The following is a 13,260-nucleotide window of genomic DNA, read 5'->3' as shown; positions in this document are numbered from 1 at the left end:
CGCTTCTGCCACATAAGGAATTCTATAGCATTTCAACTTTTAGCGGATACGGCTACTACCCGAGTCAACTTTCGTAGACAGTATCAACTTGAATTTTACAAAGATGCGTAAGAATACAAAAAAAACAGAAAAAACGTACTCTGGGGGCGTACAGGAAGAATTAAGATGGATTCAACTTCTTGATGCGGGGCCAAGATTTTTGTCTCAATAATCTTTGAGACTGTCTGAAAATTGCTTTGTGTCTGAGTTCCTCTGTCATACCACGGATGAGAGCCTCTTTTTTAGCCCGCGTCCATCCTTTAAGCTGTGCCTCTCGTTTTAGCGCTTCGGATTGGGTTGCATAGAATTCATGATGAAGAATTTTATCCGCACCGAATGATCGAGTAAATTTTCCACCCACTCCAGCTTGATGTTCTTTGAACCTGCGGTCAAGATCGGTTGTGTAACCGGTGTAATATCTTCCGTCGGAAGATTCGAGAATGTAGACGAAATATTTTGTGTTTCGACTCGTCATGCTTCGACTCACTCCGTTTGCTCAGCACTCCTCGCTCACCACCCTTCTCCTTGCTTCTTTTGTTATGCAAAACGTTTACAATTGAATTCCAAGGGGGCGTTTTTACCGGGTTCCGGAACTACAGCCACTACCTCGTCCGGCCTGATGAACCGATCCCCCTCGACCTCTTATGCCGCACCCACGTCCGTATAGGCCCACCACGGCCAAAATGTCACCCTATTTTCAGGGAAAACATAGGGCAATCGTCTGAATTTAAAAATGAATCATAGTATTATATATTTTAATATTGAATAAAACCACTTTTCTTATATATTAGAATATGTGAAAGAGGCCGCTCTCAATTATGTTCAAGGTCAAATCGCACAGGCGCCCCATCGCTTAAAGGGCCATATTACTGATCCTACTGGGAAAATCTACCCGCAACGGCATATTTACAAAAAACTGGAGAGGCATCTGGATGACTTTCTTGCTGGCAAGACAGAGCAACGCTGGATCATTGTGCCCGGCCTTCGCGGGGTCGGCAAGACAACCGTATTGTCTCAACTCTTTTTGAAACTACAGTCTCGTTTTGATGCCCTACGCACCTTGTATGTCTCCCTCGATGAAGCAACAGGCCTAGTTAATTCCAATCTTCTGGAAATCCTCGAAGCCTACGAAAGCATATTGGGCGAGAGCTTTGAGCGAACCAAGAAACCGATTTTCCTTTTTATTGATGAGGTCCAGTACGACCCGAAGTGGGGACTTGCCCTGAAATCGCTTTATGACCGGACCAAACAGGTATTTATTTTCTGCACCGGATCGTCTGCAGTATCCCTGCAAACAAACCCGGATGTCTATCGGCGGGTTGTTGTAGAAAAATTATACCCTTTAAGTTTTCCCGAATTTCAGATGCTTCATCAGGGAATTTTTCCCGCCAAGGGACTCAAAAGTCAGATCAAACAAGCGGTCTATTTTGCATCCGATTCGCGTGAGGTTTATCAAAACCTGTCGCAACTGGAAAAAGAGATTCTGCAATACTGGAGTCGCGTCGATAAGCTCGACATCCAGCATTATCTCATGCTGGGAACGCTCCCGTTTGCCCTTCAATTCTCAAATCCAACTCAAGTTTATGAAACCATCAGTGGTCTGCTCGATAAGATTATTCAAAAGGATATTGAAAATCTGAAATCTTTTGATCCCCAGACACTGCAAGCGATCAAGCGGTTGCTTTTCCTGCTTGCGGATGCCGGGGATGTTTTAAGTCTGTCAAAATTGCCGAGCGTGGTTGGAATCGAAAGTAGCATCACCGTACAGAGGGTGCTTTCTGTATTGGAACAGGCGGAGTTATTGATCCGGGTTTTGCCGTATGGTTCACACAAAAGTAAACTGACCAAACCTTCCAAGTATCTTTTTATGTCCCCGGCCATTCGGATGGCCCTTTTGGGGATTGTCGGAAAAGAAGCCACCTTCCATACACGCATGGGAAGGCTTTTAGAAGATGCCGCCGCGATGCATTTCAGTCGGGAATTTATTGGATCCGGGGCCGGAGCAGTCTCTTATGACGGAGTCCAGGGAGGAGCCGACTTCATTCTGCAAATTGCCAACAAGAAACAAATCGCTATCGAAATCGGTATAGGAGAAAAAGAGCGTTCGCAAGCCAACGAGACCATGCAGAGGATTCAATGTGACTATGGCGTTGTTATCGGTGACGGAAAACTAACCCACTTCCCAGAAGATAAAATTGTTTACCTGCCGCTGAGTTATTTTTTGTTGATGTGAAACTGGGCAATTTGATCAACTATACGCAGCGTCATAAGTCCAGAGCGTCAAGAAGTTGGATCGGCGCTAAGGCTCGTTCGTGTTCGCGTAATAGACGCTCTGCCATTTTGAAATGAAATCAGGCATTGGAGGGGACTTTACTGGCTCTTTGAGGCTGGCGATTATTTCGGTTGTTGGCACATTCCCTTTCGGTCCACGGAGCAGCCCCTTAATATGACCGATAGCAATCAACTCCCCATTCCTTTCAAAGCGCTGTTCAAAATAAAACCACTTTTCATCCCAACAGAGGATTTTTGTTTTAAGCTGAAACTTCTGAAAAAGCCTGAGTGATTTTTTATAACGAATAGTTTGCATCCCCACAAGAGGCCGCCATTTCTTTTTAAGTACCATCCTGACCAATCCAGATCTTAAGATGATATCAATCCGCCCAAGATCCATAAAAGTAAGATAGCGACCGTTATTCATTACAAAGGGGTCTGCATCATTAGGAAATACGTGGAAATTAAGGGCCGATTCACCTAAAAATGGAAGGGGGCCACGCGAGAGTCAGGAAAGGATGAACACAATGAGACGAAGCCAGAGATTCATTGGTGTACTTTATCTTGAAATCACTCCTTGTCCCTATGCTCCGGGGGTCGGATTCGAACCGACGACCACTCGGTTAACAGCCGAGAGCTCTGCCACTGAGCTACCCCGGAAATTGAGAGCCCGTTTATCACCGCCAGTTTATCCTGTAAACAGATGTATTCGACCTGGACACGGATGGCGGTAGAGGCAAGACTACTAGCTTCTACCAGTTCGAACATTACCCATTGAAAATTGGGCGTGGTCGTGATGGGAGTTCCTTTATGTCTCAAGAGCTCTTGTCTCCAGCGGAGGAGAGGTTTGAACGGATCAGAAAGACCACGGGATTCTTTTTAGGCCCTTTGCTTTTTCTCACCCTCCTTCTTATCCCGATTCCTGCCTTGGCTCCCGCGGCGCACCAACTCTTGGCGGTTCAAGGCTGGGTTGTGATTTTCTGGGTCACCGAGGCGATTCCTCTTCCCGCGACTGCCCTCCTCGGTGCCTTGCTGGCCGTCTTTCTTGGAGTCGCCCCTCCCAAGGAGGTCCTTGCCCCGTTTGCCGATCCGATCGTCTTTCTCTTCCTCGGGAGTTTTATCCTGGCGGAGGCGATCATGATCCATGGTCTGCACAAGCGGTTTGCCTTGGCGATTCTCTCAAAGAGGTTTGCGAGTCGCGGCCCTTCTCGTGTCCTGCTTGCTTGTGGATTGATCACCGCCGTGATCTCGATGTGGATCAGCAATAGTGCGACCACAGCGATGATGCTTCCCGTTGCCCTGGGGGTTCTCGATGCAATGTCAGAGGTCAAGTCACCCGGGCGCCGTTTTGCGTCGGGAATCATGCTCATGATTGCCTATGGGGCGTCCGTCGGTGGCATTGGCACGCCGGTTGGTTCTCCACCCAACCTGATCGGGATCGGCTTTATCCAGAGCCTTGCCGGGGTGAAGATCACCTTTTTTGAGTGGATGCTTCTCACGATTCCACTGCTCGTCGTGATGTATGGCGTTCTTTTCTTGATCCTCAAGATCCTCCATCCGTCGCAAGAGACCGACTTCAAAAATCTTCCGGACCTCGCCCGGGCGGCACAGAGTCAGCATGGTGGTTGGAACAGGGGCGAGAGGAACGCGTTTATCGCCTTCTGCGTTGCGGTTCTCTTCTGGATCCTTCCGAGTCTATTGGCGCTGATTTATGGAAAAGAGCATGCCTTTGTTCACTTGGTCTCGAGTCGACTGGACGAGTCGGTCGTAGCGGTCTTTGCCGCCCTTCTCCTCTTTATTCTGCCGATCAATTGGAGGGAGAGGCAGTTCACCATCGGATGGAGTCAGGCGGTCAGGATTGATTGGGGAACATTGATCCTCTTTGGAGGGGGACTCACCCTTGGAAAGTTGATGTTCTCCACGGGGCTGGCCGAGTTTATCGGCAGCCAGTTGACCGAGGTCACAGGGGTCAAGAGTTTGTGGGAGGTGACCGGTGTTGCGATTGCACTCTCCATCTTGGTCAGTGAAGCGACTTCCAACACGGCCTCGGCCAGTATGATCATTCCTGTCATGATCGCGTTGGCGAAGTCAGCAGGTATCTCTCCCGTGCCGCCGGCCTTAGGGGCCTGCCTGGGGGCCAGTTTCGGCTTCATGCTCCCGGTCTCAACTCCTCCGAATGCCATTGTTTATGGGAGTGGTCGGGTTCCGATTACCGCGATGATTCGAGTCGGTGTTATCTTCGACATTGTAGGATTTTTTATCATCTGGGGGGGGTTGTGGGTGCTCTGTCCTATTTTTGGCTGGTCCTAGTCTCTTGTCATGAGGACTGTTTCGGCCCTTTAAAATGTTTCCTTGTCCAGACGAAGTAATAGAGGGTTAACAGCAGAAGGAGACCCGCGAACGTATAGCCGGCCAGCTCGTTTGGTGGGACAACAAACAGCACAGAGATAAAACCGACCCAGGCGATTGCCACTCCATTAATGACAAGACTCCACCGGCCAAGATGCCAGGGGCCGCGATCGCGCCACTTTCCGCGCAGACGGGCCTTGAACCCCAGGATGACGGGGAGGATGTAGGAGATATAAAGACCGATGACGCTGATCGAGACAATAGCGCTGTAGCTCTTGGAATAAATGGCGATTAGAAAAGCCAGCACGACGAGCACCCAAGTTGCCTGGGCCGGGGTCTTGTGTGCCACACTGATCTGGCTCAAAAACCGCCAACCGGGTAACCCCCTGTCCCGTGAGAAGGCAAAGAGCATCCGGGCACTCGAGGTCAATGCAGATAAGCCACAAAACCACATCGCCCCAAGGACCATCCAGAGGATGATCCTTCCAAACAGCTCTCCCAATGCCGTTTCGAATATATAAAGGTAGGGGTTGGCGGATGAGGTAGTGAGGCTTAGGTCCTGAATCGCCAATGTTGTTACGAGATTCATGAGGAAGCCGATCACCCCCGATATTAAAACGGCGAGAAACATCCCCCAGGGTGCATTCCGCTTGGGATCAACCGTCTCCTCGGTCGTGTGGGCTGAGGCATCATAACCCGTGAGTGTCCACTGTGGTTGCAGGAGCCCCACCAAAAAGGCCCACCAAAAGGGATGAGGGGAGGCTGTCCAGACTGTTTTAAAGGCGAATGAGACCGGTTTTAGTGGGGCGAACCAGAGAAGGGCACCGATCAAGAGCAGCGTTCCTAAAATATGATAGACGACACTAAAGTCGTTGAGCCAGGCAACGATTCGGATCCCGTAGTGATTAAAAAGTCCATGGCTCACCAATACAATAGCGTACAGGCTCAAGAGAGACGTTTGCGTCTCCGGGAGTCCCAATAACGGGGCCAGAAACAGGGCAATCCCATAATCGACCCCTGCAAGGACAGCGACCTGACCGATGAAATTAAACCAGGCCGTGAACCAGCCCCAGCCGGGGCCACCCAGGACGGAGGCCCAGTGGTACATTGCCCCGGCGGTCGGATAGGCCGAGGCGATCTCGGCCATACTGGCGACCACAAAGAGCGTAAAAAAGGTGACGATCGGCCAGCCCCATCCGTACACCATTGGTCCGCCCCATGTGATTCCATGACCGTAGAGGGTCGCTGCGCCCGTGATGACTGAAATAATAGAGAAGGAGATCGCGAAATTTGAAAAGCCGCCCATGTCGCGGAACAGTTGCTGGACATATCCCCATCGGTGAAGATCCGCGGCATCCTTTCTGATCTGTTCGTCACGCGAGAGATTTTTTGACATGAGGGAGCGGAGTTCTTATCGGATTCTTAAGCGGTGTCAAGCCGGACGGTCAAGGCACACAATATCCCGGTAAACCACCTCCAGGATTGATGCACTGAGAAAAACCTGGGGGGCAAGGGCCAGAAATAGCGTGACTTCGGCCCCCTACCATACAGGCGTATTCCGTCAGTATCGAGCCGCTTTCATCACAAAAATCGTTCAAGGTTTCAGTCACGGGAAAGAGGCCACCTGTCGAGGTGATAACGCCTCCCCCGACGACCGGATTATTTCCTCCATCACTATCGGTGCAACTGCGAGAAGGAAGGGGACAGACACCCCCTTCATCCACCCACCCATCACAGTCATTGTCGATTTCATCACATTCCTCGGGTAATTCTTCTCTGCTGGGGTTGTCACATGACCGTTGCACGAGCACCTGCGCCCTGTTGTCAGGCCGTACCTGCTGGAATGTTATAACATATCCCAGTTGGGTGACATCACATCTCTCCCCTGGGCGAATCAATGAATCCTTGATGTCACCCCGTCGGGTGATGCGTGATGAAGGTGAACAGTCGAGGAGCCAACTGTGCGTCCCTCCTCCTGTAAAGGCAGAACCGTCTGAACGATAATGGGTCTCTGGTGGTTCTGTTGTGGCACAATGTAGGGCAAGCCCCCCTTCGGGATCGACAAGTCCCAAATCAATATAGTCGTTCAACAACGCCTCGTCGTCGTCGCCAGCGATCGGCCTTCGATACTCGATATACAGATCGTCACACAGTTCATTGACACGGTAATCAACAGCAACACCCTCTGTTAATGAGTTATCGACCGGCAGCTTGAGTGCAACGTCCCCTGTCTCGCCGCTTTCGAAGGGACGGAGGAGATAGGTAGTCTGAATTGGGGAATAAACCCTCGGGACGACCCAACCGACCTTCTCCTTGTACTTTGCATTAAAATGCCCAATATTGTAACCCATCGTATCAAAGTAGTCCCCGTAATCATCACCCTGCCGACAGGTGGTACCACCATAGACAAAGTCATCACACTCCAGTGAGTGGGCATGTTTCAGGACCCATGCCGCATGTCCTATTTCATGGGTCGCTACATCAACGTTAAATGCCCCCCAGTGTGGTTTCGCCGTGTCCGTTCTAAACTCCCCCTCTTCACTATCAAATCGCGTGTTGTAATGGGTCTTTCCCCCGCCATGGAGAGGGTAGAACAACATGAACGGTGGCGTTTCCCCATCTTCTCCAACATAATCAAGCTGGGGGTCACAGATCCGAACCGCCTCGGCATAAGGGCCCTCCTCGGGATAAATTCCCCCCTCCGCCTCACAGACGGTAAAGTCGATCGCAGCCTGTCCATAGGAAAATTGACGGATCGACTCCTGAATTTGACGGAGACCTTCGTCGAGTGTTGCCCGGTCACTAATTTCAGCGGGGTTGTCCGACCAGTGGATATAGAGAACAGGTACAGTCATCGTCTGCGAAGGCGGTACGGTGGCTGTCAGTGGCTCATCGCCTAAGTACAATTCAAAGGCATTGATCAGTGTCGTGAATTGCTGCAAGGTGGTGGCCGTCTGCTTGGCCACCACGTGACTCATTTTTGAGAGGTTCATCCCCAGTGCCCGTATTTTCGACCGGTCCTCTCTCCATAAATGGTGTGCCTTCGTCGCCACCTGATCTTTCCGGGTTTTTTTGGACAACTCTGAGAGCCGTGAGACCGTTTCGAGATCTTTCTTGACCAGACCCAACCTTGGAATCTTCTTCAACTGATCCAGTTTCAGACTGAGCTCTTCCATCTTTTTTGAGATCTCATTTTTTGTGTTTTCCAGTGAGAGGAGATCATCGAGATCGGCACATTCGTGAAATTCACACCTTTGAAGCGCGTCTCTCGATTCATCGGGATCCTGGCTCCCTATCTGTTTCTCAAAGTCCCCATATTTTCTAGCGACTAAGTCATATATCTTTGTGGAGTCTGGGCTCTTCGCATCTCTTTTTTTATATTTGGCTATCCGTTGGAGCTCTCTTTGAATCTCCTGAACGGCTGTTCTTTTGCGTCCCTCCAATTGCCTCAACTCCTTGGCCTCCAGGAGCGCCTGTTTTGTCCTCTCCTTTTCTGAATACCTTGAATGTTTTACGGGGTTGGGCGTGCTTCCTCCCCAAACGATTGTTGAGACGAAGAGGAGGCAGAGACCGATCAGGATGCCTTTGCGGAGAGTGAGATCCACGCGTGATGACTCGTGCAATTTCAGCTCCAAATCAGGAGGAGCCGGCATTTTAAAAAGATAATTAAATCAAAATGTTGTTGAGAGATATCGGCGGCATAGATTATCAGATTGATAATTTTTATCAAAACGAGAAGGGAACAACCGACACAACGTATCTTCCTGACTTCCGGGTGCCGATACGTTGAATAAGGCCTGAATCAAGCAACGGTTTTAAGATCTTTGCGGCCCCCTGTTTGGTGACCTTGAGGATTCTCCAGATTTCGCTGGGGGCTAATCCCCCTTTATCTTGCAAGAGATGCAGGAGTCGTTCCTGTTTGAGGGAGAGGACTATTTTATTAGCTATCTCTTTTGCTGTAAGGCGTTTTACACGTTCCAGGACTCGTTCCAAGGTCAGATAGAGCGCCTCTGCGGAATATTCAAGCCAGCCGGTCAAATCACCGTTAGCCTTTCGGACGGCATCCAGCTGAGCATAATAACGGGGCCGATTTTCCCAATAAACCTCATCCACAGAAAAAATATGATTTGTGTCAAATCCACGTCGATAAAGCTCCCAGAGGGCGAGTGCACGACCCATACGTCCGTTTCCGTCTCCGAAAGGATGAATCTCCTCGAAGCGGTAGTGAAGGATGGCCGATGAGATTACAGGGGGCCATTCTGCTGCCTCTTTGTTCCACCATTTGAGGTAATCTTGCATGAGTTTGGGAACCTCTTTGGCCCCAGGTGGAATGTAGGAACCAACACGGACGCCGAAGACACGATATTGCCCAGCCTTACCTTGATCCATGACATCGGATGCGGTAATTTTGTGGAGACGAAAAAGATCACGAGGAGTGATTATTTTTTTCTTCTGATTTTTTTCGACGAATCGAAGCCCCGCCAATTGATTCAAGATCTCTCTCCGGGCTCTTTCTCCCGCCTCCGGAACCGGTCGCCCCTCTTCGAGGGCTTGCACCTCACCCAACGTCAAAGGATTTCCTTCGATGGCTGTAGAACTGTGGGTTATCCGTGTGCGGGCTTCTCTTTGGAGAATTGGGACCCAAGGAACCTGGACGGTGGCCATAATGATTTTTTGGTGGCAGGCAGATACTTCCTCAATAACCTTTAGGAGGTGCGGAGTAATATGAAAAGAGGGCTTGTAAGGCATGGCCCTATAAGTCAACCATAAGTCAACTTATTGGTCAACCGGAAACCCTACCAGAAGTGAGCGGAGAACCAGCCTCAGTTCCTCAAAAAAACGGCCACGAGGTCGATGATAAACAGGAGCACAATAAGAAACTCAAGCACGAGCATGCGTGATTCATTGGTCTCGGCTCGGAGAACCTCGTAGAGGTGGTCCAGATGAGAGAGGCGGTTTTGAATGCTCTCCTTCCAGGTCGAGAGGTGAAATCGTTCACGTGCAGCGAGATAAACGCGGGCAAGATACCAATCCCCAAAAAATTTACTGATGTTGGAGACGTCATCGGTGATTTTCGTGACATCCATGCGGAATCGTCTGAGCTTGGCGAGCCCCATTCTGAAAAATCCAAAAAAGGGGAACCGCGTTGCCTCGAGATCATCATACGCCCGGTCCAAAAACCGGTCGAGCCTCTGATCCATCAAGACGAGCTCCTCCAGCTGGAGATTCGCAAGCTCCAGGACGTGAAGGATATCCTTGGGGGGACCGGAGAGATCGATCACGAACGCTGAATCCCAGTCAATAATTGTCGTATCTTCCTGACTGAAGCTGATCGACTGCCGGAATGTCTCCTCCACCTGTTGAGGAGACAGTTTTTCGGCGTCCGTTTCCGCGAGCAGGCCGGCAATCTCCTGTCGATGCTCCTCAACCCATTGACCGGTATTGACCACCCCCCCAACCTCCTGAAATGTAAAGACCGTATAAGGTTCTGGGGTCCCCACCTTTTCGCTCCCCCGCACAATATATTCCTGGAGGTTCTTTACAATATCGGTGCAGAGATCATGGGCAGCGGCGTCGAGGGGTCGCTGATTGTCGAGGGTCGGTTCATGAAATTTTATGAGCTCCTTCACAGAGGAGACCTCGAACGGGACGGAGATCATGAGGGAGACGACCCCGACATCATAAATCCTCACAACGATATTCATCGGGAGTCCCCCCAGTTTCCAGGCATGCGGCCTTGGCTCGATCGTGAGCGGCGTGTAAAAAGGCATGTCCTTGGGAAGCGTATGGTCGAGCGGGATGGTAAATGGCATCGCCTTTTTGGAAAGGATCTTGCTCACCTTCTCTGTCCGGATCTCATCCGCGACATCGAAGGCAAAGAGGTAAACGACCTCACCTTTTAAGGGGGGTGCCATAGTAAAATACCCGACGGGCAGGATAGCGGTTTTTTAGTGGAAACTCCAGAAAGGAAAAAAAGAGACCCGGCTTTATCTTTCTTCAAGGGACAAGGCCGGGTCTCAAAAAGCAGGATTACTGAGTCGGTGGCGTTTGAGGCTTGCTTCGGGCCTCTTCTCTCTGTCGCGCCAGATCGGCCTCAAGCGCACGGCTCACAAATCCGGACGCCTCACCCTGTTTGGAGCCGACCGCCCCTTGCAAACTCCTAAGGGATGAGAGGGTCGGACCAAACTCGCTCTTTGTACGGATCGCCTCATCCAAATCATCCAGAGAGTCGTAAACCCTCCAATGACTGAAGAAGTCATCAATCCGATTAAACCAGGGGTCGTAGAAGAGATATTCAATCCCTCCCGATCCTGGACGGACCTGTCGGACCGATCCACGCGGCAAGAGATGATCCAATCCCTCTGCCTTAATGACAGGGTCCCCATACATCCGCCCAATGAGGGGTTGAAGGGTCTCAAGCCTTGCCTGGGCATTTCGTGCCGCATTCTTTGCCCGTTCGGCAACAATTGCTGCCTGAGTCTTGTAAGAACCACTCTGGTCTTCGTAGCATTGATAGGGGACTCTTTTATATCGGATTTCCGCAAGGCCAGATCCTAACATCCCCTGTCTCAGGATGCCACCTTCGCTATCTTCGTCGCCTCCACGAGATGTCCCTCCACCCCTCCGGATACCGCCTTCACTATCCTCGTCGCCACCGGTCGAAGGGCTCCCGCCACCTCTGCGGATACCACCTTCACTGTCTTCATCACCACCACGAGGGGTTGCACCACCACCTCTTTTGATTCCCCCTTCGCTGTCCTCGTCACCGCCCGAGGGTCTACCACCGCCTCTTTTGATGCCCCCTTCACTATCCTCATCGCCACCCGGTATGGGATCTGGCACGTGATACGGTTCATCTCGATAGCAGGTTGTTAAGACCCTCTCGTGTCTCCTCGCCTCGGCCAGGAGGATAAATTCCTGACGTCGATTTTGAATCATCTCTGCTAACTGAGTATCTATATAGACGGCCGCATCGACCGCCGGGTTGACCAAGGTGCTGTTCAAGACAGACAATTTGTTACTCCGATCATGCTGTGTCCGATAATCAGTGTTGGCTGAATAGAGCCGCTGATGGGTCCTGTTGCGAACCAAACTGGCATACTGACCATGGAGACTCTGCTCTCTTCCAACCTCGCCGGTTCGAAAACCCTGAAGGTCGCCGGTCGCTTTATCAAGCTGGACCTTAGGTGCCTGCTTTTCAAAGGAGGCGATTTCTCCTGCCAGTCTCTCGGCAGTTGCCTGGTCTTTGCTCACCTCCCCATCGAGTTGATCAAGAAGCAGGAGCAGGTAACCATCAAACTGGGACTGCTGGGCCTTTCCCCCTTCTTCTTGAAGACGCTGTTGCCAGGTTTCTGGCAATTCACCACCGATTCGGCCCTGGACATTTTTAGAGAGTCTGTTCTCATTCAGGTCGGCCCGGACGGCAACGAGTCGGTCAAAAACAACGAGTGCCTCAGCCTCTTTAATAGGGATCTCTCGTCCCTCATGATTAACGGTCTTGGATCTGCTTTGTCTTGCCTGACGGATCTTCTCGGCCATCGCGGTGCTTCGCGAGCGTGCAGTGTTCCCTATCTCATCCAGCTTGTCCGCGTTGCCCTCATTGGCATACCGTTCAACTTCATCCGACTGAACAGCACTCTCAGACTTTTCCCATTGCTTGGTTTTTCCCTTTTCACCACCACCACAACCAAACAGCGACAACGCCCCCCCTGCAGCGGCAATTGTTCCAAAGATCAATCCGGCCCTTCCTCCCTTGGCAGAACCGACAACCGCAGCCATATCATGAATTTCCCCCTTTATGCCTTACGCTACGGCATCTACATTAGTTTGATTTGATTATCTTCGGATCCCGCCCTCGCTATCTTCATCACCACCATAAGAGCCTCCACCACTGCTCGGGATACCATTTCCACTACCTTCATAACCTCCATGGTATGTCCCACCACCTCTTCTAATCCCACCCTCACTATCTTCATCACCGCGCGGGATTTCGGGCGTTGGTACAGGTATCGGCCTTGGCGTTTCCCATCCCCGTCTGATACCACCCTCGCTATCTTCATCACCACCACGGTATGTTCCACCGCCTCTTCGGATTCCACCTTCGTAATCCTCATCACCACCATATGGGGTAGGAACAGGATAGGGTACAGGATATGGCACGGGGATTTCACGCCTTGGTACAGGCACAGGTATTGGTACGGGATATGGTACTGGAATCTCCCGTCTCCTCGGTCTGCTCCCACCGTTATCACACCCAAGCAACGACAATGCCCCTACTGCTGCGGCGAATGTCCCAAAGATCAATCCGGCCCTTCCTCCCTTGGCAGAACCGACAACCACAGCCAGCAAAGAGGCGGCTCCCAATGCCCCTACAGAGGCCCGAACATATCTGCTACCGGAAGGTGGGGCGAACGGCGCCCCACCTCCATAAGATCGATCATCTCTAACGACCCTGCTCGATCCACCTATTCCATTTGGTATCATGAGTTATCCCCCTCTAACTTATTGGCGAATTACGCTACGGCGTTTGCTGCTGATTCATCTGATCGGTTCATTAACACGGAAGCCCCGACCCCTAAAAACAACGCCAGGCCAAGAGCG

Annotated in this window: 10 protein-coding genes and 1 tRNA gene; 2 read left to right on the top strand and 9 right to left on the bottom strand. The window is 51.1% G+C overall.

From position 1 onward, the window contains the following. Positions 1 to 160: 160 nt before the first annotated feature. Complete coding sequence (locus HYT77_07640) at positions 161 to 514, bottom strand: GIY-YIG nuclease family protein (protein ID MBI2067866.1); 354 nt, start codon at positions 512 to 514, stop codon at positions 161 to 163. Between the two features lie 321 nt (positions 515 to 835). On the opposite strand from HYT77_07640, the gene HYT77_07635 reads away from it, so the two are divergent. Beyond that, on the top strand, positions 836 to 2,272 hold the full coding sequence (locus tag HYT77_07635) for an ATP-binding protein (GenBank protein ID MBI2067865.1): 1,437 nt from the start codon (positions 836 to 838) through the stop codon (positions 2,270 to 2,272). Between the two features lie 66 nt (positions 2,273 to 2,338). Here HYT77_07635 and HYT77_07630 read toward each other — a convergent pair whose 3' ends face one another. Together HYT77_07630 and HYT77_07625 are read right to left on the bottom strand one after the other, a co-directional pair. Next, positions 2,339 to 2,737, bottom strand: a complete 399-nt coding sequence (locus HYT77_07630) for a thioesterase family protein (GenBank protein MBI2067864.1) — start codon at positions 2,735 to 2,737, stop codon at positions 2,339 to 2,341. A gap of 161 nt (positions 2,738 to 2,898) precedes the next feature. Then, a tRNA-Asn gene (locus HYT77_07625) sits at positions 2,899 to 2,970 on the bottom strand. A 150-nt stretch (positions 2,971 to 3,120) separates the two neighbouring features. On the opposite strand from HYT77_07625, the gene HYT77_07620 reads away from it, so the two are divergent. After that, on the top strand, positions 3,121 to 4,620 hold the full coding sequence (locus tag HYT77_07620) for a DASS family sodium-coupled anion symporter (GenBank protein ID MBI2067863.1): 1,500 nt from the start codon (positions 3,121 to 3,123) through the stop codon (positions 4,618 to 4,620). 7 nt (positions 4,621 to 4,627) lie between these two features. Here the strand turns inward: HYT77_07620 and HYT77_07615 are convergent, their stop codons facing one another. The 6 genes from HYT77_07615 to HYT77_07590 all read right to left on the bottom strand — a co-directional run bounded on the left by HYT77_07615 (position 4,628) and on the right by HYT77_07590 (position 13,143). After that, positions 4,628 to 6,055, bottom strand: a complete 1,428-nt coding sequence (locus HYT77_07615; protein MBI2067862.1) for an amino acid permease — start codon at positions 6,053 to 6,055, stop codon at positions 4,628 to 4,630. Positions 6,056 to 6,104: 49 nt separating this feature from the next. Further along, positions 6,105 to 8,312, bottom strand: a complete 2,208-nt coding sequence (locus tag HYT77_07610; protein ID MBI2067861.1) for a hypothetical protein — start codon at positions 8,310 to 8,312, stop codon at positions 6,105 to 6,107. A 73-nt stretch (positions 8,313 to 8,385) separates the two neighbouring features. Further along, positions 8,386 to 9,324 carry a Fic family protein gene (locus tag HYT77_07605; protein MBI2067860.1) on the bottom strand — a complete coding sequence of 313 codons (939 nt, stop codon included), beginning with the start codon at positions 9,322 to 9,324 and terminating at the stop codon, positions 8,386 to 8,388. Between the two features lie 158 nt (positions 9,325 to 9,482). Further along, a complete protein-coding gene (locus HYT77_07600; protein ID MBI2067859.1) occupies positions 9,483 to 10,574 on the bottom strand; it encodes a hypothetical protein in 1,092 nt (363 codons plus the stop codon). A gap of 115 nt (positions 10,575 to 10,689) precedes the next feature. Continuing rightward, positions 10,690 to 12,438 carry a hypothetical protein gene (locus HYT77_07595; GenBank protein ID MBI2067858.1) on the bottom strand — a complete coding sequence of 583 codons (1,749 nt, stop codon included), beginning with the start codon at positions 12,436 to 12,438 and terminating at the stop codon, positions 10,690 to 10,692. Between the two features lie 57 nt (positions 12,439 to 12,495). Continuing rightward, positions 12,496 to 13,143: a hypothetical protein gene (locus HYT77_07590; protein ID MBI2067857.1), complete on the bottom strand. Its 648-nt coding sequence runs from the start codon at positions 13,141 to 13,143 to the stop codon at positions 12,496 to 12,498. Positions 13,144 to 13,260: the final 117 nt, after the last annotated feature.

This window comes from Deltaproteobacteria bacterium (assembly GCA_016180855.1).
In the GTDB taxonomy this organism is placed as follows: domain Bacteria; phylum UBA10199; class UBA10199; order JACPAL01; family JACPAL01; genus JACPAL01.
This window is presented reverse-complemented; position numbering and strand designations above follow the sequence as displayed.